Genomic DNA, 25,027 nt, shown 5'->3' with positions numbered 1-25,027 from the left:
GACACCGCGCCGGCTTCTCGTCGGGCCGGCGCGTGCATCGAAATGACGAATCCATCCGGGGATAAAAATGGCTACCCAATGGTATTTGGAGTCAACAAAAGCGGTCGGCCTGCGGTTCAAGATTTTGAAGCTCGATAAGCAGACCATGCGCGCGGAATTGCTGGGCGATACCGGCGTTCCGTTTGAACGGGTAATCAGCGAGGACGTGTTGCAGAAGTACGGCTACAAGGTCGTCAAGGCCGACGAGCCCGAAGCCGTCGAATCGTGAAGTGCTATGTGGTCAGTCGTACCGATCCCGCCCTCGCCTACGAGGTGGTCGACTGGAACAAGGAGACTCAGGTGGCTGTGCTGCGCGGGCGGTACAGCACTTTCACCAACACTGGATTCGATCCGGCCGCGCTGAAGGCGCAGTGGTTTTTGACCGCCGCCGAGCCGGAGAGTTTGAAGGGGAACTGAGATGCCGTCGAGCCCTGGTTATAAGCGCGATTACGCGCAGGAAAAGCGGACGTCCGACGCGCGCGGCGAGAAGCCCAAGCGCGCGGCGCGCAACCGCGCACGCCGGGAAATGATGAACCTCGGCATGGTCAAGAAGGGCGACGGCAAAGACGTCGACCACATCAAGCCGCTGTCGGAAGGCGGCGCGAAAACGGAGCGCAGCAACCTGCGCGTGAAGTCCGCGCACGCGAACCGCAGCTTCCCGCGCAAGCCGGATGGGAGCATGAAGTGAAGCGCATTAAATACCGCACTGGCCTGACGGCAGAGCGCTTGCGTGAACTGCTTCACTACGACCTGAGCACTGGAATATTTCGGTGGCGCAAGGCGGCGCGTAGGGGCATTGCGCCGGGCACCGTCGCTGGGTCGCTCACGAACGGGTATATCGAAATCGGTGTCGATGGGGAATCGTACCGTGCCCATCGGCTCGCGTGGCTGTACGTGCATGGTGTATGGCCTGTTGATCAACTCGACCATCGTGATCTGATGCGTAGCAACAACGGAATCAACAATTTGCGCACGGCGGATAACGTGCAGAACAACTGTAACCAGAAGCTGCGGCAGACTAATACGTCCGGGTTCAAGGGCGTCAGCTACTGCAAACAAACAGGACGGTGGGTGGCGCGAATTCGATATCAGGGGCGTAAGCGCCACCTCGGTAGATTCGACGCGCCAGCAGAGGCATACGAAGTCTATTGCCTTGCTGCTGATTTGACCCAAGGAGAGTTTTCGAACCATGACTAAGCCACTTCCGTGGTCGCATTCCTTGCTGATCGGCTTCGACACCTGCCCGCGCCAGTACGAAGAAATCAAGGTGCTGCGCAACTTCCAGGACCAGAAGAACTCGGCGTCCCTGTGGGGCGACGAGTTCCATCAGGCCGCTGAGACGTTCATCCGCGCGAGCTGTGACGGCCTGTCGCAGTCGACGCTGCCCAAGGAAATGCTGCCGTACTCCGCGTACCTGGCGCAGTTCATCTGCCGGCCGGGCCGCACGCTCGCCGAGCAGGAGTATGCGCTTGACCTGCGCCTGACGCCGTGCGCGTTCCTCGGGCCGGGCGTGTGGATGCGCGGCATCATCGACGTGCTGAACCTGAACGGCACCGTCGCGCACGTGGACGACCACAAGACGGGCAAGAACCGGAAGAAGGACATGCAGCAGCTGATCATTTTCGCGCTGCTGGTGTTCTACCACCACCCGGAGATTCAGACCGTGCACACGGCGTTCCACTGGGTGCAGCACGGTTTCGATGAGACGGCGAAGGATCGCGAGACGTTCCACCGGCATCAGATCCCGCAGCTGTGGGAAACGCTGCTGCCGAAGCTGCAGCGCTACAAGGCGGCGTTCGATGCGGGCATCTTCCCGCCGAAGCCGTCGGGCCTGTGCCGCAAGCACTGCGCGGTGACGAGCTGCGAATACCACGGACAGGGGCCGAGGCGATGAGCACGACACCCGAAGGCAAGGTCAAGGCGAAGGTGAAGCTGCTGCTGAAGTCGTTCAACGTCTACCAGCATTGGCCCGTGTTGCGCGGTGAAGGCGCGCCGACGCTCGACTGCAACGCGTGCGCTGGCGGCTACTACTTCACGATCGAGACGAAGGCCGAAGGCAAGCGCCCCACCGCGCGGCAACAAATCACGATGGGCGAGGCGCGCGCCGCTGGCGCGTTCGTGTTCGTCGTGTCGGATGACGAGTCGCTGTTGCGCCTGAAGTGCTATCTGGAAATCCTTCTCGCGCCCGATTTTCGTGGCGCTTGATAGTTAGAACTCCTAATAAATCATGATCGTCCACACGCCATCCAAGTCGGTGCTGTTGCGCGCGAAACCCGAGACGCTGGCATTGCTGCGTCAGATTTTCCCGACCCACCATCGGCTGATCGACTACCAGACGCACAACGTCGCGCTGCCGCACACGATCGAAGTCGTGAAGGTGCTGCGCAATATGGGCGTCAAGGTGCCGTCGCCGGTGCGGTACTTCTACGACTTCCCGCGGCCCGCGCGCTTCGAGCGCGTGTTCGACCACCAGTTCGCGACCGTCGACTTCCTGACGCTGCACCCGCGCTGCTTCGTGCTCAACGAGCAGGGCACCAGCAAGACGGCCAGCGCGATCTGGGCGGCCGACTACCTGATGGCGATCGGCAAGGTGAAGCGCGTGCTGGTCGCGGCGAAGCTGTCGACGCTGGAGCAGGTGTGGCTGAACGAAATTTTCGACGTGGCGATGCACCGCACTGCCCTCGTCCTGCACGCGTCCGCCGAGAAGCGCCGCGAGCTGCTGGCCAAGCAGGTCGACTTCTACATCGTGAACCACGACGGCCTGAAGATCCTGTCGCCCGACATCATCAAGCGGGCCGACATCGACCTGATCATCGTGGACGAGGCGAGCGCGTACCGGAACTCGCAGACGGCAGCGTACAAGACGCTGGAGAAAACGGCGCGCGGCAAGAAGCTGTGGCTGCTGACCGGCACGCCCTGCCCCAACGATCCGACCGATGCGTGGGGGCTCGCGCGCCTCGTCGATCCGTCGCGCGTGCCGCCGTATTTCACGCAGTTCAAGCGCATGACGATGAACCAGGTGTCCACGTACAAGTGGGTGCCCAAGCCCGGCAGTCATGAGATCGCGTTCAACGCGATGCAGCCTGCCATCCGGTTCAAGAAATCGGAGTGTCTGTCGCTGCCGCCCGTCACGTACAGCAACCGCGCGTGCGAGCTGTCGCCCGAGCAGGCCGCCGCGTACAAGCAGATGAAAGCGCACCTGGTCGCCGAGGCGAGCCAGATCCAGATCACCGCGGCGAACGCCGGCGACAAGCTGTCGAAGCTTCGCCAGATCCTCTGCGGTGCGGTCAAGGACACGCAGACCGAGCAGTACCTCACGCTCGACCACGCGCCGCGCCTGCGTGTGCTGCTGGAGTGCATCGAGGAAGCCAGCGCCAAGGTGCTGGTGATCGTGCCGTTCAAGGGCATCGTGGACACGCTGCGCGCCGAGGTGCAGGCGTGGCACGACCAGCGCGGCGACGGCCGGCGCGTGGAGGTGGTCAACGGCGACGTGACGCCGACGAAGCGCAACCTGATCTTTCAGGACTTCCGGGACGACGACGCGCTGACCGAGCTGATCTGCCACCCGAAGGTGATGGCGCACGGGCTGAACATGACCCAGGCGGACATGGTGGTGTTCTACGCGCCGATCTACAGCAACGAGGAAACGCTGCAGGTCATGGACCGGATCAACCGGCCCGGCCAAACCCGCAAGATGACCATCCTGCGGATCGTCGCCAACGCGATGGAGCAAGGCATCTACTCGATGGTGGAGAACCGCGCCCAGACGCAGGAATCGATTCTGTCGCTGTACCGCCGCGCGCTCGACCTTCAGTTCTCTTGAAACAATTCGAACTCCTGCTCAACATTGAAGTGCAGACCTAGTGGAGGTGCATGATGGAAAACAACCAACTGGCGACGTTTCTCGCGTCGCTCGCTGATATGCCGGTCGACAAGCTGGTGAAGCTCTACGTCAAGACGCGCGAAACGAAGGCGGCCGCGACGAAGGTGTTCGAGGCACAGGACGCGCAGTTCAAGGCGATCATGGAGACGATCGAAAACCACCTGCTTGCCGCGGCCGACCGCGACGGCGTGGAAGGCTTCCGCACCGAGTACGGCACGACCTACGCGGCCGAGACGCAGAAGATCAGCATCGCGGACGACACGGCGTTCGAAACGTTCCTGCGCGCGCAGGAGAACCCGTTCCTGTTCTTCGAGCGGCGCGTGTCGAGCAAGCACGTCAAGGACTACATGGACAACTCGGGCGGCGCCGCGCCGCCGGGGCTGAACATCTTCCGCGAGCGGTGCATGCGCATCCGGAAAGCGTCCGGAGAAAAGTGATGACCGCGCCGAGCCGCTACCACGGCCGCAAGGTGGAAGTGATCGAACGCATGTGCGCGCACAAGAACCGGTATCCGGACGAATTGACGGCGCGCGCCGCTGGTGCTCACTATGTCACCCTCGGCCAAGTCAGTGCGCTGTGGGTCTACCGCTGCCCTGTATGCAGTGGCTTTCACCTGACAAGGTTGCAGCAAAGCCGATCCCACAACGTGATGTACGGACTTCCCACCCCCAAGGAGACTGCAGCATGAATGCACCCACGACAGCCGAGCCCACCGACGCGATGGTCGACCTGGAGACGCTCGGAACCGAACCGTTCTGCCCGATCCTGTCGATCGGCGCATGTTCGTTCGACTTCGGACCCGATCGCGTGCACACCTGCGCCGACGATTTTTATCAGGCAATTACTTTGGATTCCTGTCTTTCTGTCGGGCTTCGCATCGACGCAAACAAGCTGCACTGGTGGATGGAACAGGCGCCGGCCGCACAGTCGGTGTTCCGCGATCCGCAGGCAGTGGCACTCCCGCTTGCTCTCGATGCGTTCACTGACTGGTGGGGGAGCCGGCCGATGCGCATCTGGGGCAACTCGGCACGGCGTGTTATGGGCATCCTCGCGGCCGCCTACAAGGCATGCGGCAAGGAACTCCCGTGGACGAGCCGCGCCGAGCGCTGCCACGGAACCATTTGCAGTCTGTCCGGCGTCAATGGAATCCCGGTCGATCGCTTCGGCGTTCACCACAACGCGCGCGACGTCGCGATCACGCAGGCGCTGCACCTGCGACGCGTCTGCGCCGCGCTTCGCATCACCCCGCAGTAACCCACAACGTTTCACCAAGGAGATTCACCATGTCCAATATCATCCCCTTCGCATCCACGGGCGTGATGGCAGTACCGGCCCACGTCGCTGCGCTGTTCGACGCGGACAGCAACATCGCGCCGCGCGTGACGATCAACCAGCTGTCGTACAAAGGCAAGATCTGGCGCCGCATCGTCGACGGTGAGGAAACGAAGCTGACGCGCAAGAACAACGAGACGGGCGACACCGAGCCGGTGCCGATCGTCGGCCTCGTCGTGCTCGACCACAACAAGGGGCGTTCGCGCGCGTTCTACGACGGCGACTTCGTGGATGGCGAGAACAAGGCGCCGCGCTGCGCCAGCATGGACGGGATCAAGCCGGACGCCGGCATCGAAGCCCCGATCGCCGCCACCTGCGCGGCATGCCCGAACGCCGTCAAGGGTTCGAAGATCACCGACAATGGCAAGCAGTCGACGCTGTGCGCGGCGAACAAGCGCATTGCTGTCGTGCCGGCTGCGGCCTCGGCGCTGGCTACGCACCCGGTGCTCCTGCTGCGCATCGCCCAGACGTCCGTGTGGGACAAGAACAACCCGCACGAAGCGCAGGGCTGGTACGCCTGGGACCAGTATCTGGACCTGCTGCGCGCACGCGGCGCGAAGAACACGGCAGCCGTGGAAACGCGCGTGAAGTTCGACATGGACAAGGCGTATCCGAAGCTGCTGTTCACGGCGGCCCGCTGGCTGAACGAAGACGAAGCCTTGGCCGCGAAGAAGCGCCAGACCGAATCGGCCGACGAGATCTCCAAGGTGCTGAACGGCGGCGGTGACGACGGCGTCGCGGGCCAGCCGGGCATCCCGGCCGAAGGTGTCGAGCAAGCGGCCTGCGCGGCGCAGGCCGACGCAGGCGCAGCATCCGCGCAGGCGGCGGCCGACGCTGCTGCGAAGGCCGAAGCGGACAAGGCAGCGAAGGCGGCAGCGGCCGACAAGGCGGCGAAGGCCGCTGCGAAGAAGGCTGCTGCCGCCGCTGCCGCACAAGCCGCTGCCGAAGCTGCCGCTGCCGCCGCTGCTGCCGCCGCAGCCGCTGAGCAGCCGGACGACGGCGCCTGGGGCGGTGCCGATGAAACGCCGGCAGCTGTCGCTGCTCCGGCCGCTCAGGCCGCGCCGCCCGCTGCCGCTGCCGCTGCCGCTTCCGCCGCCCCGGCGGCAGTGGAGACGGGTGTGCCGGCCGGGCTCGCCGACCTGATGGCAGGCTGGGACGCGTAAGCGCGACGGGCGGGGGTTCGCCCCCGCCCCGCTTGCCCGACACCCACTGACCACCAAGGCTCCCTATGAATGCGCGGCAATTTCTCGAACGCATCCTACCGTCCACGGGCGTGATCTTCACGGCCACGCCGGTGACGCATGGGTGGAACAACATGAGCCACGCGTCGATCGACGCGGCCGTGGCGCGCATCAACGACCTGACGTTCCGCCAGGAAGCCGCGTACTTCGCTGTCGCGACCTACGCCAAGGACAAATACTGGGACGAGCATTTCAAGAACCCCGACGGCTCGTTCGGCAAGTGGCGCACCCGCACCCAGTCGAACGCTCAGTTCGTGAAGTCGTTCTTCCTCGACCTGGACGTCGACGCCGCGGACCCGCTCAAGTTCGCCTCCAAGGATCAGGCGCTCGCCGAGCTGCGCGCGTTCGTGCTGCAGGTCGGCCTGCCCCAGCCGATGGTCATCGACAGCGGCGGCGGGATTCATGCGTACTGGCCGCTCGCGCGCGAGGTGGCCACGGCGGACTGGCGGCCGGTCGCTGACCAGTTCAAGAACATCTGCGTGCGCGAGAAGTTCCGCGTGGACCGCTCGGTTCCGGCCGACCAGGCGCGCGTGCTGCGCGCGTTCGGCAGCTTCAACGTGCGCCGCGGCGCGGCCGTCAAGATGCTGTCCGATGCGCCGGCCGTCGCCTTCGACGACTTCGCACGCAGCGTGGCCCAGTACAGCGCTCAGCACGGCGTGAGCGCGCCGGCGCATGCGCCGATCGCCGGAGACGGCAGCGGCAACGGGATGTGGGACGGGGCGGACAACCTCGGCGCGACGAACGACCCGCTGCACTTCGACCGCATCGTGTTCCACTGCGCGCAGCTGCAGGCGCAGGTCGCCGCGCGCGGCCGCGACGTCGGCGAACAGCTCTGGCGCGCGGCGCTGGGCATCGTCAAATTCTGCGAGCCGGCCGAGCCGGCTTGGCGCGCTGTGTCGGACGGCCACCCCGAGTTCAGTGTGCAGGCGACGCGGCACAAGCTGGACAACTGGCGCGCCGGGCCGACGGCCTGTGCGCACTTCCACCAGCACAACCCCAGCGTGTGCGAGAGCTGCCCGCACTGGGAAAAGATCACGTCGCCCGCGCAGCTCGGCCGCATGGTGGTCGAGGCGCCCGCCCCCGTCGTGACCGTAGTCCCCGACGTCGGCGCGGCGCCGGTGCAGATCAAGCTGCCCGACCCGCCCGCACCTTACAAACGGCGCTCGACCGGTGCGATCGTGTTCGAGACGGAGAACCAGGATGGCGCGCCGACATTCACCGAAGTCTCGCCGTACGACCTGTACCCACTGTCGATCGGCCGGCAGAACGGCCTGGACAACGAGGTGGATGAAACGAGCCGCTGGCGTGCACACCTGCCGCTGGAGCCCGGCAAGCCGGCCACGGCTTGCGATTTCTCGGTGCCGAGCGGGCTCTTTGCTGACTCGCGCGCTCTGGCGAGGCTGCTGTTTTCTCAGGGGATTATCTTGAAGGACGATCAACCGAAGCTGACCCAACGGTACATGAGCGCGTACCTGCAGAAGCTCGCCGGTGAGCAGGGACGCGAGCGCATCTACGAACGCCTAGGCTGGCACGGTGACCGCAGTACGTTCGTGCTCGGGCAGCGTGCAGTTCACGCAGACGGATCGACGACTCAGCATGACGTGGGTGCCAATATTACGCAGGTGACAAAGGGCGGGCTGAATCAGGCCGGCACGCTCGATGGCTGGAAACATGCGATGCAGTTCTACGCGCGCGCCGGCTATGAGGCACACCGGTTCTTCATCTACTGCGCGCTGGGCGCCCCACTGCTCCACATGAGCGGGCATAAGGGTGTCGTTATCTCGGCGGTCGGCGAATCGGGCCGCGGCAAGACGACCTGCCTGCAAGCCTGCAGTTCTATCTGGGGAGCGCCTGATGCGCTCGTCGTGAACGGAAACGCCAGCGGGTCAACGATTAACGGACTGTACGGCCAACTCGGCACGATCAATTCTATGCCGTTCCTCTGGGACGATATCACCGAGCGCGACCCGGACGAGGTTCGCAAATTCCTCCTGAACCTACCGCAAGGCGAAGGAAAGCAGCGGTTGCGGCAGGACGGCACAATGTCCAAAGTCAAAGACCGTTGGGAAACGATCGTGCTGGCGTCGACCAACATCGACGAGGTTTCTCGTTTGACCGCTACCGGCAAGGACTCCGATCCGCACCTGATGCGCCACCTTGGTGTCGAGTTCACGCTGCCGGACGCGGGCACTCAGGCCAAGACCGAGGCTGACAATTTCATCCGTGCGCTCGCCGAGCATCACGGCCATGTCGGCGGCACGTACATGCAGGCGGTGTGCCAGCGTTACGCCAGCATCCATAAAGGATGCGCCGCCAACACGCAGAAGATCGACCAGATGCTCAGTTCGACGAATGCCGCCGCCGAACGCTACTGGACGGCGGCCGTTGCGTCCGCCTATACCGGCGCACAGATTGCTTGGGCGCTGCAGCTCATCCCGTTCGATCCGACCGCCGATTTGCCGTGGATGATCGACCTGATCAGGAAGCAGCGCGACGCGATCCAGGGCACCCGATTGACACCGGTCGAGCAGCTTGTGGAGTTCCTGAACGCCAACTTGCGCGGCACGATCGCTGTATCGTCACCGCATGCGTCAAACCTTGCCAACGTGGTGATGACCCCATACGACAAGCTGATCATCCACCGCGACTTGGACACAAAGGTCATTTACGTAGCAGCGCGCGCCGCCGACGAATACTTCGCGGCCCGCAACCTGTCGGCGCGGGCGCTGAAGTCGAAACTGAAAGCGGCCGGCATCATCTTGCCCGGCGATCGATTCTGCCTCGGCGCAGGCACGACGCATTCCATCGGCCAGTCTCAATGCTGGAAAATCGACGCCGCGAAACTCGATGGTCTAGCGGCTCCGCAGATGGCGCCCGCGCCGGCGGCAAGCAACGTTGTACCCATCACTGGGGGAAAGGCCGCATGAGCCGCTCCTACAACGTCCGCTGCAGCCGGGAGAAGTGCAAGCTGCGCTATGTGTTCGCCAAGCACCCGGACGACTACAAGGTGCCGCGCAAGTGCGTCGGGTGCGAAGGCACGCGGTTCCGCATCATCCCCAACATGGCGGCCGACCGGGGCAAGCACACGCTCTGCACGTGCGGCGGCTACCAGTGGGGCGACGACCGCACGGCGAGCCGGCCACCGCACCGCATGGGCTCGCCTGCCTGCTGGTACCGCGCATCGGGTGAACTGCGCGAGCCCGGCGACGCCGATTTTTCCGACCCAAATTATCAGGATTCCGAAGTATTGGAGACGGCATCATGAACAAGCCAAGTGCAATCCTCGCGGCCTTCGCCGCCAAGCTGCGCGAGCTGCGCAAGGAAAAGGGCTGGACGATCGAGCAGTTCGCCGAGCGCGTGGGGTCGACCGCCAGTCAGATCTCGCGGTACGAGCGTGGCGAGATGACCCCCAACTTCCTGACGATCGTGCGGCTCGCCGACAGCCTCGACGTGACGCTGGACGAGATGTGCTGCATGGAACTCGCGCGGGGCGAATCATGATCCAGCTCTCGTTTTCCGGATGGCACCCTCGCCCGCGCAATCCGTTCGGTGCGCGAGCATGCCGCGCGAAGCGTGCGCTCATCCTGAGCGGCAACCTTGACGCTCTACCGGCCAGTTGGCGCGGTCGAAACTGGATCATCCAGCGCATCGTAGCAACCCCGCCGTGGGCCAATATGCGCGAGATTCGTGCCGTCTACGACGAGGCCGCGCGCCTCACGTTCGAAACCGGTATCGAGCACAACGTTGACCACATCGTGCCACTCAATCACCCGCGCGTCTGCGGGCTGCACGTCGCCGCCAACCTGCGCGCCATTCCAGCCGTGCCGAACTTTGCGAAGGGCAATGACTTCTGTCCGGACCAGCTCGAACTTTTCTAACGTCCTCGGGGAACCCACATGCGCCCGCTTCAACAATCCATCGTCAAGATGATGACCGCCACGCCTGATCGCCACTTCACGATCGAGGACATCCGTCACCAGATCGGGCACTCGCGCGTGAAGATCCGATGCGCACTGACGTCGCTGATGCACGACGGGCACGTCAAGCCCGGCACGCCGATCGGCTACAATCGACTAAACAAGACGTACTGTCTCGCGGGGGCAGCATGAAACCCATATACCTCGACCTGCCCGGCGTGGCCGCGGCACTCTCCCTGTCGGAATCGACGGTCAAGAAACTTGTTCGCGAGAATAAGTTACCGCCGCCGCGCGAGCTGTCCGGCAGGCGCGTGGCGTGGCTCGTGCGCGAGCTGGAGGAATGGGCTGAGGGGCGGCCCGTGTCGGCGATGCTGCCGCCCCCGTCGGGGGCTTAGGCTTTACCGTCCCGCGGGATCGGTTCGAGCGTCACGCTCATGAACTTCTCGATTTCCGGCTGGCCGGCCGCGATCAAATTCAGCATCGCGGCGCCAAGGCGCCGCGCGAACTCGTCGTCAATCTGGTAATCGAATTCTTCCAGCATGATCGGCATTTCGAGCACGTCCTTCAGCTGCGGGGCGAGCTTGTTCGGATCGGCAGCCTTGACGCTGAGGCGCTGTTGTCCCTCGTCGTACTGGACCACTACGGCATACGGCGAATGTACCGTCATACAACCACCCTACAGCGATTCGGGCGGATCAACGGGTGTCCAGTCCATCGGCTCCTTGGTGGTGATCTGCAGGCGCGGGCGAAGTTCCGGATAACCTGACGCGAGGATCAGGAACGTCATTCCGCCTAGCAACCGCGCATGCTCGTCAGTGATCGGCGCCTCCGGATCTTCCGGCTCGATCTCATGCTGGAGAGCCCGGTCAACTGCGCCTTGTATCCTGTCCCGCAACACCACGCACGTCTTGAAGGTTTGGGTGTCTTCGTCGTAATACGTAACCACCGCTCGATCTTTTATGCTCATTTATCAGTACCCTCGGCAAGTTTGATAGTTCGCGAACGCATCTGCAGCACACTTTGAGTAGTAGGCCGAGCTTTTCCCCAGCATCGCGCTTTTCACGGCACACATTTCCATATCCATCATGTACTGCGCGTGGCACTCGCCTTCCATCTCTTCACTGACACGCCCGGCGAGATCCATCGCGTCACCCAGCGGCGAGCCATCGAGCGAGAACGGCGCCGCATCACCGAGCGGCGTGCTGTCGACAAGGCTGGATGCAGCGCCTGCGACGCTACTGCCCGCGCCGCCGACCACGCTTTCCAGATAGCTTATCAGTTCGCCGGCAGACACATCGCTCGGCGTGGCCCAGCTCGGGAGCGCCTTCTCGGCCGGCGGCGCCGCCACACCGGGCACACTGGCCATGCGGCTTGCGAGTGGGAACGGCCGCGCCGATGGCTGGCCGCCGGCGCTTCCACCGCCACCACTGGCTTTGCGCTCGATCGCGACCGTCACGCGGCCGTCCTCGATCGCAGAGCGCATCGCGTCGAGCGCTGCACCCGGCAACGCGGACAAACCCAGCTGCCGGAGATACGTCGAGGCGTTCGAAGTCAGCCCTTCGTACTTTGGCCAGTGCAGCAACAGCTCCGACACGTCGCTGCGTTGCGCGGCCGACAGGCTCGCGGTGGACCCGCTCGCGCGAGTCAGCGTCGCGCGTTTCCCAGATCCCAATTCAATAGTCACTGAAGCCATCGGTATCGCTCCCGTCGGCAGCCCACGTGCCAATGTTCTTATGAAAGCGATACTCTACCGCACCAGTGACTCCAGGTGATCAGCAAGCCGTGTGAGCCACACGCGCTTCTCGGCGTCGTAAGTATGGCGGTTGTAAATCCCTTCGACGCCCGGCAGCAGATGCCCCACGATCGCCTCACCCACCTCTCTGGGGCATCCCAGCGCCGCCAGTTGCGTGCGCGCCGTGCGGCGTAGGTCGTGCGGTGCCCAGTGCGTGACAGGGAGCTGTTCGGTTGCCGGCTTACGGTTTGCATATGGCTGGCGCTCCCACACCGCCTGCTGAACATCCCGTTGTTCGACGTGTGGCAGTTCAGCCTCCGGGTCTAAATTAGGGAACAGGTGGCCATCGCCATACAATTTCTTGCGGGCACGAACAATTGCCTCTGCTCTGCCGATCAGTGGTACCCGATGATCAGTAGCGCCGGATCGGCGCCGATTCTTTGTTTTCTCCTTCGGGATCGTCCACCACAACCCGTCTGCCTCTTCCGTGACCGCTCGTCCTTCGATGGCGACCAGCTCCGCACCGCGCAGGGCCGTCCACAGGTACAGTACGAGAACATCACGAATGGCTGCATCGAAGTTCGATACCCAGCCCAACAAGATCGGTATCTCGGTGTTGCTGAGCACCCGCTTGGCGACGACGCGCTTGCCGGCTACGGTACGCCCGACACTCTGAAGTTTCCCCTTCATTACCATCCGCCACCAGTTCGGCGTCGTATCCGGAAGCCGACCAGCGTCCAAGGCGTAATCCCATGCAGCGCCCAGATCGGCGCGCAGCGCGGCAGCATTGCGCGGCGCGTTGGCGCTTTCTTGCAGCAGATCGAATACCTGCTTGCGCGTAATCGACGCGGCTGGAAGATCGGCGATCGCGGCCGTCTTGCCCAGCAACCGCCTGGATATGGAAGCCGCGTTCTTTGCTGCTCGCCTAGGCTCCACATAGCCGCCGATGTAATCCATGCACAATTGCTTGACCGTATATGCGGCTGGAGCCGCGGTCTTTTGCCTGCTAGCTCGCTTGGTCAGTTGGTGGTCGAAGCCGGTGCCGCGCTGCGTACGAGCTGATTCCCACGCAGCGATTGCGGCCGCGTACGACATGGTCGGCCAGCTGCCAAGTTTGACCTGGCGCATCAGCCCATCTACCGGCGACTTGTAACGGTAGATCCAAGACCGGCGACTAGCTGTCGCCTTCAACCTAAGCCCAGGAAACTCATCGAATGTCAGGTGGGCACCCGGTGACATCTGCTTTACAGCGCGAGCGTCGAATCGCATACCACCTCCCGGCGTAACTCTGAAATAAAGCTACGCCTGTGAGGCGACTTTGCCAATAGCTAGATGACCGTCAATACCATTCGCATTCCTAACTATTATTCCTAAAAACCTTGCCAGTAAAGGCGCGCAGCGACATCACTATATTTTTCGGGGGTTTGCGGGCTGCTGGCGTAGAATTATGCGTAATTTCGTCCACGCAACACACGATGGAAAACGCATTCAACGAACGTGGCGTCATGGTCACGCGCAACGGCCTGTCGGCCGCCGGGCAGGTATTCGCCCTGCGTGACATCCGCCGCGTCGACGTCGTCAAGATTCCGAAGAACCGTCTCGTGCCGTCGCTGATCTCGCTGATCGGCGCGGCCATCGCCGTCGCCGGCGGCATCGGCGCATCGAGCGCCGCGCTGGTGGTCGGCGTGATGCTCGCCGTCGTCGGCTATCTCGCCTGGGCCACGCAGGACATCACGTATCGCCTGATGGTCGAGATGCCCGACGGCAAGCGCGAAGCGCTGTCGAGCGTCGACGCCGAGTTCGTCGAACGCGTCGCGCAGGTCGTGCGCGACGCGCAGGCCATCACCGCCGGCGGCTGATTTCGCCTGCATCCGTGCCCGTGGCGTTTCGCGCGGGCTGCAAGAGCGCGGCGCGTGTCGGCTCGTGAAGCCTTCGCGTCGAATCACGGCCGCCCGCCGTCACGCACGCACCTCGCCTCCATTGCGCACGCCGACCGCCTAGTATGGAAAGAGCGGCCCGCCGCCGCATCGTCCGAGGAGGTCGGCATGAACGTCCAATCGCTGTCCGGCATGCTTCGCGCGCAGGAACTGCTGCTCGTGTCGATGATCCGCGCGCTTCCCCTTGACGAGCGCCGTGCGCTCGTCGACCTCTACACCGAACAGATCGCGTTCGCCGAACAGGCCGGTATCGAAAGCCACAGCGATCGCGCGACACACGATGCGTTCATCGCGCATGCGCGCAATCTGCTGATTCGCATCGAAGCGCTGGCGTAGGCCCCGTTTCTCCCGAATTTCCGCCCCCGGCTCGCGCAAGCCGTGCATGCGAGCGCTTACTCGCATGGGCCGCTTTGCGCCCTTGTATTGATAATAATTCTCATTTACACTGGTAAAGTTGTCAGTTGCCTTTCACATCGCCGTTTGCCGCATGCCGCGCGCAAACGGGCCAGCCAGGTGAACGCGTCACCCAGCCAGCCTTCGGGCTCGTTATCGTCAATGGGAGACCACCTGTGCATTGCTATACGCTGGCGCGGCGGCCGATCTGTGCCGCGCTGTTCGGCGCGTTCGGCCTGTCCGTCGCCACGGCTCACGCCGAATCGTCGCCGCAAGGCGCCACCCCGCCTGCTGCCGTCCTGACCGCCGCGTCCACGCGCGGCGATGCGGCGCTGCTCGACCCCGTCACCGTCACGGCCACTCGCACCGCCACCGCGGCGAGCCGCACGGCGGCGTCCGTGTCGGTGATCACCGACGACGATCTCGAGGAGCAGCAGGCCACCAACATCAAGGACGCGCTGCGCTACGAGCCCGGCATCACGGTGCGCCGCACCGCGTACCGGCCCGGCACCGCCGCGCTCGGCGGCGGCCGCGACGGCGATTCGAGCATCAACATCCGCGGCCTCGAAGGCAATCGCGTGCTGCTGATGGAAGACGGCATCCGCCTGCCGAACGCGTTCTCGTTCGGGCCGCTCGAAGCGGGTCGCGGCGACTACGCCGATCTCGACACGCTCAAGCGCATCGAGATCCTGCGCGGGCCGGCGTCGGCGCTCTATGGAAGCGACGGCCTGACCGGCGCGGTGAACTTCATCACGAAGGATCCGCGCGACCTGCTGTCGATCTACGACAAACCCCATTACTTCTCGTTCCGGCCGAGCTACGACTCGGCCGACCGCAGCATCGGCGCGACCGTGTCGGCCGCGGGCGGCAACGATCGCATCCAGGGGATGATCATCGCCGACGGACGGCGCGGCCACGAGGTCGACACGCGCGGCGGCAACAACTCGGCGAGCACGCTGCGCACGACGTCGAACCCGCAGGACGTCTATTCGGAATCGCTGCTCGGCAAGCTCGTGCTGACGCCGACCACGCGCGACACGATCAAGCTCACCGCGGAAACGGTGCAGCGGCGCGTGAGCACCGACGTGCTCTCCGCGATCAATCCGCCGACGACGCTCGGCCTCACGACGAACGACCGGCTCGAGCGCAACCGCTTCAGCGCCGACTACGACTTCCGCGACGACACGTTCCGCTGGTTCCAGACCGCGCACGTGCAGTTCTACTACCAGGACGCGAAGCAGGACCAGTACGCGTTCGAGACACGCGGCGCGCCGCTGAAATCGCGCTCGCGCGACAACCAGTACAAGGAACGCACGTTCGGCGGCGCCGCGTTCGCCGAAAGCGGCTTCGCGACCGGCCCGCTCGCGCACAAGCTGCTGTACGGCGTGGACGGCAGCCTGTCGCGCGTGACGAACATGCGCGACGGCACGGTGCCGGGCGTCGGCGAAGCGTTCCCGAACAAGGCCTTCCCCGACACCGACTACACGCTGTTCGGCGCATTCGTGCAGGACCAGATCGGCTACGGCCGCCTGCTCGTCACGCCGGGCCTGCGCTTCGACACGTACCGGCTGAGCCCGACCGGAAACGATCCGCTGTTCACCGGCAAGGCCGTGTCGACGAGCGCGAACGAACTGTCGCCGCGCGTCGCCGTGCTCTACGAGATCACGCCCGCGCTCATTCCGTACGTGCAGTACGCGCACGGCTTCCGCGCGCCGACTCCCGACCAGGTGAACAGCAGCTTCTCGAATCCGGTGTACGGCTACACGTCGATCGGCAATCCGGACCTGAAGCCCGAAACCAGCGACACGTTCGAAGCCGGCCTGCGCGGCAAGGCCGGCACCGGCTACGGCGTCGTGCGCTACAGCGCCGCTGCGTTCACCGGCCGCTACCGCAACTTCATCTCGCGCACGACGATCGCCGGCAGCGGCCGGCCGGTCGACCCGTTCGTGTTCCAGTACGTGAACTTCGCCGACGCGCGCATCCACGGCCTCGAAGGCCGCGCCGAATGGGTGATGCCGAACGGCATCACGCTGAAGACGGCGATGGCGTTCACGAAAGGTTCGACGCAGAACGACGGCGCGGCCAGCCAGCCGCTCGACACCGTGAACCCGTTCTCGGCCGTGTTCGGCGTGCGGTACGAGCCGAGCGAGCGCTGGTTCGTGCAGACCGACCTGCTGTTCCAGGCCGCCAAACGCGACAAGGACATCGACAAGTCCGACTGTTCGAACAAGGCGTGCTTCACGCCGCCGTCGTCGTTCGTCGTCGACCTGCGCGGCGGCTACCGCTTCAACAAGCACGTGAGCGCGACGATCGGCATCCGCAACCTGTTCGACCGCAAATACTGGAACTGGTCGGACGTGCGCGGCATCGCGGCCGATTCGCAGGTGCTCGACGCGTATTCGTCGCCCGGCCGCACGGTCGCCGTCAGCATGAAAGTGGATTTCTGATGCGCGTTGCCCGCGCTGCCACCCCAACCGTTACTTGAAGGAGTCCGACATGATGCAATCCGCCCTTCCCGGTCAATCGGCCACGCCGGCCCGCGCGGCCGCCGCACTGCGCGACGCGTTCATCAAGCTCAAGACGGAGCGGCAGCTGCGCAACCGCGACGTCGCGCAGGCGCTCGGCGTCAGCGAAGGCGAGGCGCTCGCCGCGTTCGTCGGCGAGCACGTCGTGCGGCTCGAAGCGCGCTTTCCGGCGATGTTCGAGGAAATGCCGCGCCTCGGCTGCGTGATGGCGCTGACGCGCAACGACACGGCCGTCCACGAAAAAGACGGCGAGTACGCGCAGATGAGCCACGATGGCCCCGTCGGCCTCGCGCTCGGCGACATCGACCTGCGCATCTTCTATCGTCACTGGGTGTCGGCGTTCGCGGTGCGCGACGAGACCGCGCACGGCCCGCTGAAGAGCCTGCAGTTCTTCGATGCACAAGGCCATGCGATCCACAAGGTCTACCTGCGCGCGCACAGCGATCACGCCGCATACGACGCGTTCGTCGAACGCTGGCGCGCGCCGTCGCAGGAAGCCGGCCTCGACGTCGCGCCCGCCGCGCCGAAAACGCCCGAGCGCGCGGACAGCGAGATCGACGTCGCGGGCTTTCGCGCCGCGTGGGACGCGATGACCGACACGCACCAGTTCTTCGGCATCACGCAGCGCTTCGGCGTAAGCCGCATGCAGGCGCTGCGCCTCGCCGACCCGCAATACGCGTATCCGGTCGAAACCGCGCATGCGTTGCGCCATGTGCTCGAACGGGCAGCCCAAAGCGGCCAGCCGATCATGGTGTTCGTCGGCAACGCGGGGATGATCCAGATCCATACGGGGCCCGTCGCGAACGTGCGCGAGGTCGGCGCGTGGATCAACGTCCTCGATCCGGGCTTCAACCTGCACGTGCGCGAAGACCTGCTCGCCGCCGCATGGGTCGTGAAGAAGCCGACGAGCGACGGCATCGTCACGTCGCTCGAACTGTTCGACCGGCAGGGCGACCACGTCGCGCTGCTGTTCGGCGAGCGCAAGCCGGGAAAGGTCGAACGCGACGACTGGCGCGCGCTCGTCGCGACGCTGCCGCCGGCCGCACGCGGGGACGCGCGGTGAGCGCGCGGCCATTCGATCCGCGCCGCCGCGCGGTGCTGGCGAGCGCGGCGGCCGGCGCGCTCGCGGGCGCGCTGCCCGGTAGCGTGCTCGCACAAGTTGCGCCGGCCGCACCGAAGCGCGTGATCGTGATCGGCGGCGCGCTCGCGGAGACCGCATTCGCGCTCGGCGGCGCCGAGACGCCGCGTTACCGGCTCGTCGGCGCCGACACGACCTGCACGTATCCCGACGCCGCGAAGCGCCTGCCGAAGGTCGGCTACCAGCGCGCGCTGTCGGCCGAAGGGCTGCTGTCGCTGCGGCCCGATCTCGTGCTGGCATCGGCGGAAGCCGGTCCGCCGACGGCGATCGCGCAGGTGAAAGGCGCCGGCGTCCCGGTCAGGACGTTCGACGAGCGCCACGACGTCGAATCGGTGCGCGCGAAGATCACCGGCGTCGCGCAGGCGCTCAACGTGCGCGATGCGGGCGCCGCGCTGCTGCGGCGTTTCGATCGCGACTGGCAGGCTGCACGCGACGCAGTCGCCGCGCGCGTACCCGGCGGCGCGCAGCCGCCGCGCGTGCTGTTCGTGCTGAACCATACCGGCACCCAGGCGCTCGTCGCCGGCCAGCGCACGGCCGCCGACGCGATGATCCGCTATGCGGGCGCGCGCAACGCGATGCAAGGCTTCGATCACTACAAGCCGCTGACGACCGAGGCGCTCGCGGCCGCCGCCCCCGACGTCGTGCTGATCTCCGACGAAGGGCTGGCGGCCGTCGGCGGTCACGCCGCGCTGCTCGCGACACCCGGCTTCGGCGCGACGCCGGCCGGCCGCGCGCGGCGCGTCGTATCGCTCGACGCGCTGTTCCTGCTCGGCTTCGGCCCGCGCCTGCCGCTCGCCGTCACGACCCTGCATCGACGTCTGTCGGATGCGCTCGCCTGATCCCGGATCGACACGATGCCCGCTCACGCTTCGCCCTTCGACGCGCCATCGCCCGCCTCGCGCACCGGCGCCGGCGCCGCGCGCGTCGGCACGTCGCGCCGCTTCGCGCCGTTCGTCCTGGCCGCGCTCGCCGTTCTGGTGGGCGCGATGTCCGTCGTCGCGCTGTGCGTCGGCGCGTACCGCATTCCGCTGGCGGAAGCCTGGGCCGCGCTGAGCGGCGACCCGGCCGCGCAACAGGCGCGCGCCGTGCTGCTCGACATCCGCGCACCGCGCGTCGCGCTCGCGCTGCTGGTCGGCGGCGGCTTCGGCGCGACCGGCGCCGCGATGCAGGCGCTGTTCCGCAATCCGCTCGCCGATCCGGGCCTCGTCGGCGTGTCGAGCGGCGCCGCGCTCGGCGCGACCACGCTGATCGTGCTCGGCCCCGCGCTCTTCGCCGCACACGCGAGCGCAGCCGCGCTGCCGGGCGCCGCGTTCGCGGGCGGCCTCGCGGTCGCGATGCTCGTCTACCGGCTCGCCGCATCGCGCGGCCGGCTTGCGCTGCCGCTGCTGCTGCTCGCGGGAATCGCGATCAATGCGCTGGCCGGCTCAGCGATCGGGCTGCTCACGTTCGTGGCCGACGACGCGCAGCTGCGTTCGCTGACCTTCTGGAGCCTCGGCAGCCTCGGCGGCGCGCAATGGTCGACGCTGGCGGCCGTCGCGCCGTGCGTCGCGATCGGCTGCGTGCTGCTCGTGCGTGAACGCGATGCACTGAACGCGCTGCAGCTCGGCGAAACCGAAGCGCTGCATCTCGGCGTGCCCGTGCAGCAACTGAAGCGACGCGTGCTCGTCGCGGTCGCGCTCGCGATCGGCGCGCTCGTGTCGTGCGCGGGCATCATCGGTTTCATCGGGCTCGTCGCGCCCCATTGCGTGCGCCTCGCGTGCGGCCCCGACCAGCGCATCGTGCTGCCCGGCGCCGCATTGCTCGGCGCGTTGCTGACGCTCGCGGCCGATCTGGCCGCGCGCACGGTCGCCGCGCCCGCCGATATTCCGCTCGGCGTGCTGACCGCGCTGCTCGGCGCGCCGTTCTTCCTCGCGCTGCTGTGGAAAAACCGCGGCGCGCTCGGCGGGTAATCCCTTTTTCACGACGACCATGCTGACTGCCCACCACCTCGACGTCGCCCGCCGGCACGACACGATCCTGCACGACCTGTCGCTGTCGATCGAACCCGGCCGCGTGACCGCGCTGCTCGGCCGCAACGGCGCGGGCAAGAGCACGCTGCTGAAGACTTTCGCCGGCGAACTGACCGGCAACGTCGCGCCGAACGGCGTGCGCGTGACGGGCGACGTCACGCTGAACGGCGAACCGCTCGCGCGCATCGACGCACCGCGGCTCGCATGCCTGCGCGCGGTGCTGCCGCAGGCCGCGCAGCCAGCCTTCCCGTTCAGCGTCGACGAAATCGTGCTGCTCGGCCGCTATCCGCATGCGCGGCGCAGCGGCGCCACGTCGCACCGCGATCGCGACATCGCCTGGCGCGCGCTCGAACGTGCGGGCGCCGAAGCGCTCGTCGGCCGCGACGTCACGACGCTGTCGGGCGGCGAGCTCGCGCGCGTGCAGTTCGCCCGCGTCCTCGCGCAGCTGTGGCCGGACCACGACGCAGCGGAATCCGGCCCACGTTACTTGCTGCTCGACGAGCCGACCGCCGCGCTCGATCTCGCGCACCAGCACCGGCTGCTCGATACCGTTCGCGCCGTCGCGCGCGAATGGCAGCTCGGCGTGCTCGCGATCGTCCACGATCCGAACCTCGCCGCGCGGCATGCGGATACGATCGCGATGCTCGCCGACGGCACGATCGTCGCGCATGGCGCCCCGCGCGACGTGATGACGCCTGCCCATATCGCGCGGTGCTATGGCTTCGCGGTGAAGATGGTGGAAACCGGCGACGGGACGCCGCCGGTGATGGTGCCCGCGTAGCGCAGGTGTGTATTGCAAGATCGTCGTGCCGCTCGATGTCGCGTGCTGCCCTCGTTGGCGGCCTTCACGAACGCCCGCCGTACTCAATGCTCGACATCCGCCGCGCCGAAGCTCCGCATCTTCCAGCCCAGCCGCACGGCGAGCATCCGCATCGCGAAGCCGACCGCCAGCGCGATCGCCGTCGCAAAGCCCGCGTCGATGCCGAGATGCTGCATCCCGACATACAGCGCGCCCGTGACGAACGCGACGCTCGCATACAGTTCCTCGCGCAGGATCAGCGGCATCTCGTTGCAAAGCAAATCGCGCAGCATCCCGCCGCACACGCCCGTGATCGCGCCGGCCAGCACGACGATGATCGGCGCCGTGCCGGTCGACGCGCCGATGTCGCAGCCGATGATCGTGAACGCCGCGAGGCCGATCGCATCGACGGTGACGAACAGCGTCTTCATCCGCACGACGTGCCGCGCCGCCCACGATGCGACGGTCGCCGCGACGAGCGTGATCACCAGGTATTCGGGATGCGCGATCCAGCCGAGCGGATAGTGGCCGAGCAGCACGTCGCGCACGGTGCCGCCGCCGAGCGCCGTCACCGCGCCGACGAGCGCGAGGCCGAAGCGGTCCATCCCGCGGCGCATGCCCATCAGCGCCCCCGACATCGCTTCCGCGACGATCGCGATCAGATAGAGCGTATGCATGGCGCGCGTCAGTCGTCGGTCCGGAACAGGTCGAGCACGCGTTCGCGCTCGGCCGCATCGACGGCGGCGGGCATCGGCTCGCCGGGCCTGCCGTTGTCGGCAGGCGCGTCCGACGCGTCCCGCACCGCCGCGCCGCCGCATGCAAAGCGGCTGCGGATATACGGCGGCACGTCGGCCGTACACGTGCCGCGCGTGTATTCGGCGTACACGAAATCGCCGTCGACGAGCGCGACGTCCTGCGGCGGCGTCGCATCGACCGGCGTGCGCCCGTCGACGGCCGTCTTCATGTAGTCGAGCCAGACCGGCAACGCCAGCGTCGCGCCGGTCGCGCGCCCCATCGGGCGCGGCGTGTCGTAGCCGAGCCACGCGACCGCGACGATGCCCGACGAGTAGCCGGCGAACCACACGTCCTTCGACCCGTTCGACGTGCCCGTCTTGCCCGCCGCGTCGTCACGCCGCAGCGCGAGCGCCCCGCGTGCGGTGCCGGCCCGCACGACGTCGCGCAGCATGCTGTCCATCACGAACGCATTGCGCGCCGACACGACCCGCTCGCCCGCCGGCACGGTCGCCTCGTACATCGCGCCGCCGTGACGCTGCTTCACCGACAGGATCAGGCGCGGCTCCATCCGCGTCCCGCCGTTCGCGAACACGCTGTATGCGCTCGCGAGTTCGAGCGGCGTCACCGCGCCCGCGCCGAGCGCGAGCGGCAGCGATGCCGGATTGCGCTGCGCGTCGAAGCCGAAATGCACCGCGTGCTGCTGCACGTAGCGCGCATCGGTGGCCTGCATCAGGCTGACCGCGACCAGATTCTTCGAGCGCACGAGCCCGCGCCGCACCGGGATGAAGCCTTCATAGCGATTGCCGAAATTACGCGGACGCCACGGCCGTGCGCCGGTTTCCGCGTGCGTGAGCGTGCGCTGCGTATCGTCGACGAGCACGCCGGGGAAGTAGCCCTTCTCCAGCGCCGCCGAATAGACGAACGGCTTGAAGCTCGACCCCGGCTGGCGATACGCCTGCAGCGCGTGGTCGAACACGTTGCGATTGAAATCCGCGCCGCCGACCAGCGCGAGCATGTCGCCGGTGGCCGCATCGAGCGACACGAGCGCGCCTTCGAGCCCGTTGCGCGCGTCGCGCTTCGCGCGCGGCTGCCGGCTCAGCGTGCGCTCGAGCGCGGCTTCGGCCGCGCGCTGGTCGCGCATCGAGATCGTCGTCGTCACGTCTAGGCCGAGCGTGTACGCGTCGTCATGAAACCGCTCGACCATCATTCGGCGCGCACGCTCGGCGACGTACGGCGCCGCGACGATCCCGGGCGGCGGCGTGGTCGCCAGCGCGACCGGCGCGTCGACGGCCGCGCGATACGTCGCCTCATCGATCTGACCGAGCGCGTGCATCCGGCCGAGCACGTAATTGCGCCGCGCGGTCGCGCGCGCCGGATTGACGACCGGGTTGAACGCGGACGGCGCCTTCGGCAACCCGGCGAGCACGGCCGCCTCGCCCGCGCTCAGCGCGTCGAGCGGCTTGCCGAAGTACACGTGCGCGGCGGCCGCGAAGCCGTACGCGCGTTCGCCCAGATAGATCTCGTTCATGTACAACTCGAGCAGCTTGTCCTTGCTGTATTCGCGTTCGAGCTTGGCCGCCATCAGGATCTCGGCGAGCTTGCGGCTCAGCACCTTGTCGCGCGTCAGGTAGAAGTTGCGCGCGACCTGCATCGTGATCGTGCTGCCGCCCTGCCCCGGCTGCCCGGTGACGACGTTCGCGAACGTCGCGCGCGCGAGGCCGCCGACATCGACCGGGCCGTGTTCGTAGAACTTCGCGTCCTCGGCCGCAAGCAGCGCGTGCCGCATCAGTGGCGGGATGCGTTCGAGCGGCACGAACTCGCGCCGCTCGACGCCGTATTCGGCCAGCAGGTCGCCGTCGCGCGAGAAGATCCGCAGCGGCAGCGCGGGACGATAGACAGCCAGGTGCTCGACGGACGGCAACTGCGTCCAGATGCGATCGATCGTCCATGCGCCGATGCCCGCGCATGCGAGCGTCAGGCCGAGCAGCGCGCCCGCGAGCGTGCGCCATACACGGCGGCGGCGCGGTGGTGCGGATGGCGGCGTGGACGGCGGCGGCGGCGGATTGGCGGTGTGGTCGGTCATGTCGGGCTCCTTCGTCAGTGCCGCGACGGCCGGCGCGCGAGCGGCGCCGATCGGTCACGAAAGGCGCGCATTGTCGAAGGGATCACGCGAAACCGGAACATTCTTTAGCCAAAGTTTGGCTGGCTAAATTTTATTTAGGAAAGTGCTTTGGGGCTCGCTCACACCGTGCATGCGGGTCTGCGGCATGTCGTCGCGACCGAGCGCGCCGGGCGCGTGAACCGGTTCGCTTGTACCATCGTCGGATGTTCGATCGATACCTCGACCTGTGGGGCCTCGTTCCCGACGGCGGCCCGATCCTGACCGCGAGCGGCGGCCTGCTGCCGGTCGTCTGGCACGCGCGGCCCGCGATGCTGAAGGTCGCGACGTGCGACGAAGAACGGCGCGGCAATGCACTGATGGCCTGGTGGAACGGGCAAGGCGCCGCGCAGGTGTGGCGACACGACGGCGACGCGATCCTGCTTGAACGCGCGCAGCCGGCGCCGTCGCTGGCCGCGTTGTCGGCAGCGGGCCACGATGACGACACGATGCGCATCGCCTGCGACGTCGTCGCGCGGCTGCATGCGCATCGTGCGCCGCAGGTGCCTACGGTTGTGCCGCTGCACGACTGGTTCTACGCGTTGCTGTCGAACGATGCAGACAACGACGCGCTGCGGCGCTCGGCAGCGATCGCACGCCAGTTACTGGCGGGGCCATCCGTCGACGAAGTCGTGCTGCACGGCGACATTCATCACGACAACATCCTGCATTTCGGCGATCGCGGCTGGCGCGCGATCGACCCGAAAGGACTACGCGGCGAGCACACGTTCGATTACGCGAACCTGTTCTGTAATCCTATGCATGACATTGCGGTCGATCCGGTGCATTTCGAGCGGCGCGTTGTGCTCGTGGCAGATGCGGCGCGGCTCGACCGGCGGCGGTTGCTGCAATGGATACTCGCGTGGTCGGGGCTATCGGCCGTGTGGTTGATCGAAGATGAACTGCCGCCCGATACGCGGCTGCAGGTCGCGAGGCTTGCGGCGGGTGCGCTCGGGTTGTAGCGATACGCATCGACCATGAAAACAGCCCATCACGGATTTCCGCGGGAAAGCGGCGAAGACCACCGGTATTCGGCCAGTTTCAGACACTCGACCATAACGACTAGATCACCGACAATCTTCAGTACCCGCTTGCCTTTGGTCAATATCGATGAAAGTTTCGAGAGATTTCGGAATCGTTGTCAGGCGGGCTGCAGCGGCCCGCGGGCTGATGCCTGACGCGCTACGGT

Annotated in this window: 31 protein-coding genes; 25 read left to right on the top strand and 6 right to left on the bottom strand. The window is 66.3% G+C overall.

From position 1 onward, the window contains the following. The first annotated feature begins 67 nt into the window (after positions 1 to 67). From C4B30_RS35295 to C4B30_RS13915, 17 genes are all read left to right on the top strand, one after another. A complete protein-coding gene (locus C4B30_RS35295; protein WP_158683464.1) occupies positions 68 to 268 on the top strand; it encodes a hypothetical protein in 201 nt (66 codons plus the stop codon). A gap of 8 nt (positions 269 to 276) precedes the next feature. Further along, positions 277 to 456, top strand: coding sequence for a hypothetical protein (locus C4B30_RS13990; RefSeq protein WP_105132629.1), 180 nt, complete (start codon positions 277 to 279; stop codon positions 454 to 456). 1 nt (position 457) lies between these two features. After that, a complete protein-coding gene (locus C4B30_RS13985) occupies positions 458 to 727 on the top strand; it encodes an HNH endonuclease signature motif containing protein (RefSeq protein WP_105132628.1) in 270 nt (89 codons plus the stop codon). Continuing rightward, on the top strand, positions 724 to 1,236 hold the full coding sequence (locus C4B30_RS13980; protein ID WP_105132627.1) for an HNH endonuclease: 513 nt from the start codon (positions 724 to 726) through the stop codon (positions 1,234 to 1,236). Before C4B30_RS13985 ends, C4B30_RS13980 begins: the two co-directional genes overlap by 4 nt. After that, the gene (locus tag C4B30_RS13975; protein ID WP_105132626.1) at positions 1,229 to 1,933 is read left to right on the top strand and encodes a PD-(D/E)XK nuclease family protein; all 705 of its coding nucleotides are present in this window, start codon (positions 1,229 to 1,231) and stop codon (positions 1,931 to 1,933) included. Before C4B30_RS13980 ends, C4B30_RS13975 begins: the two co-directional genes overlap by 8 nt. Next, entirely contained in the window at positions 1,930 to 2,244 is a 315-nt protein-coding gene (locus C4B30_RS13970; protein ID WP_105132625.1) for a hypothetical protein, read from the top strand. The genes C4B30_RS13975 and C4B30_RS13970 overlap by 4 nt, the downstream gene beginning before the upstream one ends. A gap of 22 nt (positions 2,245 to 2,266) precedes the next feature. Next, positions 2,267 to 3,862 (top strand): SNF2-related protein, encoded by a 1,596-nt coding sequence (locus tag C4B30_RS13965; protein ID WP_105132624.1) that lies wholly within the window; start codon positions 2,267 to 2,269, stop codon positions 3,860 to 3,862. Between the two features lie 53 nt (positions 3,863 to 3,915). Beyond that, complete coding sequence (locus tag C4B30_RS13960; RefSeq protein WP_105132623.1) at positions 3,916 to 4,359, top strand: hypothetical protein; 444 nt, start codon at positions 3,916 to 3,918, stop codon at positions 4,357 to 4,359. Beyond that, a complete protein-coding gene (locus C4B30_RS13955; RefSeq protein ID WP_199779070.1) occupies positions 4,359 to 4,610 on the top strand; it encodes a hypothetical protein in 252 nt (83 codons plus the stop codon). Before C4B30_RS13960 ends, C4B30_RS13955 begins: the two co-directional genes overlap by 1 nt. Then, a complete protein-coding gene (locus tag C4B30_RS13950) occupies positions 4,607 to 5,176 on the top strand; it encodes a 3'-5' exonuclease (protein WP_158683462.1) in 570 nt (189 codons plus the stop codon). The genes C4B30_RS13955 and C4B30_RS13950 overlap by 4 nt, the downstream gene beginning before the upstream one ends. A gap of 29 nt (positions 5,177 to 5,205) precedes the next feature. Beyond that, positions 5,206 to 6,417 (top strand): hypothetical protein, encoded by a 1,212-nt coding sequence (locus tag C4B30_RS13945; protein ID WP_158683460.1) that lies wholly within the window; start codon positions 5,206 to 5,208, stop codon positions 6,415 to 6,417. Positions 6,418 to 6,482: 65 nt separating this feature from the next. Beyond that, positions 6,483 to 9,422: a DUF927 domain-containing protein gene (locus C4B30_RS13940; protein ID WP_105132620.1), complete on the top strand. Its 2,940-nt coding sequence runs from the start codon at positions 6,483 to 6,485 to the stop codon at positions 9,420 to 9,422. Then, on the top strand, positions 9,419 to 9,760 hold the full coding sequence (locus tag C4B30_RS13935) for a hypothetical protein (protein WP_105132619.1): 342 nt from the start codon (positions 9,419 to 9,421) through the stop codon (positions 9,758 to 9,760). The genes C4B30_RS13940 and C4B30_RS13935 overlap by 4 nt, the downstream gene beginning before the upstream one ends. Then, positions 9,757 to 9,996, top strand: coding sequence for a helix-turn-helix domain-containing protein (locus C4B30_RS13930; RefSeq protein WP_105132618.1), 240 nt, complete (start codon positions 9,757 to 9,759; stop codon positions 9,994 to 9,996). The genes C4B30_RS13935 and C4B30_RS13930 overlap by 4 nt, the downstream gene beginning before the upstream one ends. Next, entirely contained in the window at positions 9,993 to 10,373 is a 381-nt protein-coding gene (locus C4B30_RS35290) for a hypothetical protein (protein WP_158683458.1), read from the top strand. Before C4B30_RS13930 ends, C4B30_RS35290 begins: the two co-directional genes overlap by 4 nt. An 18-nt stretch (positions 10,374 to 10,391) precedes the next feature. Beyond that, entirely contained in the window at positions 10,392 to 10,604 is a 213-nt protein-coding gene (locus C4B30_RS13920; RefSeq protein WP_105132616.1) for a hypothetical protein, read from the top strand. Further along, positions 10,502 to 10,807 carry a helix-turn-helix transcriptional regulator gene (locus C4B30_RS13915; protein WP_325047941.1) on the top strand — a complete coding sequence of 102 codons (306 nt, stop codon included), beginning with the start codon at positions 10,502 to 10,504 and terminating at the stop codon, positions 10,805 to 10,807. The genes C4B30_RS13920 and C4B30_RS13915 overlap by 103 nt, the downstream gene beginning before the upstream one ends. Here the strand turns inward: C4B30_RS13915 and C4B30_RS13910 are convergent. Genes C4B30_RS13910 through C4B30_RS13895 form a run of 4 tightly spaced genes read right to left on the bottom strand, consistent with a single transcriptional unit; the run spans position 10,804 to position 13,413 of the window. Continuing rightward, on the bottom strand, positions 10,804 to 11,079 hold the full coding sequence (locus C4B30_RS13910) for a hypothetical protein (RefSeq protein WP_105132614.1): 276 nt from the start codon (positions 11,077 to 11,079) through the stop codon (positions 10,804 to 10,806). The two genes, C4B30_RS13915 and C4B30_RS13910, sit on opposite strands and share 4 nt — an antisense overlap. A 9-nt stretch (positions 11,080 to 11,088) precedes the next feature. After that, a complete protein-coding gene (locus C4B30_RS13905) occupies positions 11,089 to 11,379 on the bottom strand; it encodes a hypothetical protein (protein WP_105132613.1) in 291 nt (96 codons plus the stop codon). A gap of 3 nt (positions 11,380 to 11,382) precedes the next feature. Next, entirely contained in the window at positions 11,383 to 12,105 is a 723-nt protein-coding gene (locus tag C4B30_RS13900) for a hypothetical protein (protein WP_105132612.1), read from the bottom strand. Positions 12,106 to 12,159: 54 nt separating this feature from the next. Further along, on the bottom strand, positions 12,160 to 13,413 hold the full coding sequence (locus C4B30_RS13895) for a tyrosine-type recombinase/integrase (protein WP_105132611.1): 1,254 nt from the start codon (positions 13,411 to 13,413) through the stop codon (positions 12,160 to 12,162). Positions 13,414 to 13,619: 206 nt separating this feature from the next. On the opposite strand from C4B30_RS13895, the gene C4B30_RS13890 reads away from it, so the two are divergent. The 7 genes from C4B30_RS13890 (at position 13,620) to C4B30_RS13860 (ending at position 20,927) form a co-directional block, all read left to right on the top strand. Next, positions 13,620 to 14,003, top strand: a complete 384-nt coding sequence (locus C4B30_RS13890) for a DUF6232 family protein (protein WP_105132610.1) — start codon at positions 13,620 to 13,622, stop codon at positions 14,001 to 14,003. Between the two features lie 186 nt (positions 14,004 to 14,189). Further along, positions 14,190 to 14,417, top strand: coding sequence for a hypothetical protein (locus C4B30_RS13885; protein ID WP_027781608.1), 228 nt, complete (start codon positions 14,190 to 14,192; stop codon positions 14,415 to 14,417). A gap of 233 nt (positions 14,418 to 14,650) precedes the next feature. After that, positions 14,651 to 16,921, top strand: coding sequence for a TonB-dependent hemoglobin/transferrin/lactoferrin family receptor (locus C4B30_RS13880; RefSeq protein WP_027781609.1), 2,271 nt, complete (start codon positions 14,651 to 14,653; stop codon positions 16,919 to 16,921). Between the two features lie 49 nt (positions 16,922 to 16,970). Beyond that, positions 16,971 to 18,062, top strand: a complete 1,092-nt coding sequence (locus C4B30_RS13875) for a hemin-degrading factor (RefSeq protein WP_027781610.1) — start codon at positions 16,971 to 16,973, stop codon at positions 18,060 to 18,062. Beyond that, on the top strand, positions 18,059 to 18,976 hold the full coding sequence (locus C4B30_RS13870) for a heme/hemin ABC transporter substrate-binding protein (RefSeq protein ID WP_027781611.1): 918 nt from the start codon (positions 18,059 to 18,061) through the stop codon (positions 18,974 to 18,976). The genes C4B30_RS13875 and C4B30_RS13870 overlap by 4 nt, the downstream gene beginning before the upstream one ends. A gap of 15 nt (positions 18,977 to 18,991) precedes the next feature. Continuing rightward, positions 18,992 to 20,086 (top strand): FecCD family ABC transporter permease, encoded by a 1,095-nt coding sequence (locus C4B30_RS13865; RefSeq protein ID WP_027781612.1) that lies wholly within the window; start codon positions 18,992 to 18,994, stop codon positions 20,084 to 20,086. A gap of 19 nt (positions 20,087 to 20,105) precedes the next feature. After that, entirely contained in the window at positions 20,106 to 20,927 is an 822-nt protein-coding gene (locus C4B30_RS13860; protein ID WP_027781613.1) for a heme ABC transporter ATP-binding protein, read from the top strand. 83 nt (positions 20,928 to 21,010) lie between these two features. Here C4B30_RS13860 and C4B30_RS13855 read toward each other — a convergent pair whose 3' ends face one another. After that, positions 21,011 to 21,622, bottom strand: a complete 612-nt coding sequence (locus C4B30_RS13855) for a trimeric intracellular cation channel family protein (RefSeq protein WP_027781614.1) — start codon at positions 21,620 to 21,622, stop codon at positions 21,011 to 21,013. Between the two features lie 8 nt (positions 21,623 to 21,630). After that, positions 21,631 to 23,763 carry a penicillin-binding protein 1A gene (locus C4B30_RS13850; protein WP_027781615.1) on the bottom strand — a complete coding sequence of 711 codons (2,133 nt, stop codon included), beginning with the start codon at positions 23,761 to 23,763 and terminating at the stop codon, positions 21,631 to 21,633. A 242-nt stretch (positions 23,764 to 24,005) separates the two neighbouring features. On the opposite strand from C4B30_RS13850, the gene C4B30_RS13845 reads away from it, so the two are divergent. Then, entirely contained in the window at positions 24,006 to 24,800 is a 795-nt protein-coding gene (locus C4B30_RS13845) for an aminoglycoside phosphotransferase family protein (RefSeq protein WP_027781616.1), read from the top strand. The last annotated feature ends 227 nt before the right edge of the window (positions 24,801 to 25,027 follow it).

The sequence above is a fragment of the Burkholderia sp. BE12 genome (assembly GCF_002959955.1).
Taxonomy (GTDB): domain Bacteria; phylum Pseudomonadota; class Gammaproteobacteria; order Burkholderiales; family Burkholderiaceae; genus Burkholderia.
This window is presented reverse-complemented; position numbering and strand designations above follow the sequence as displayed.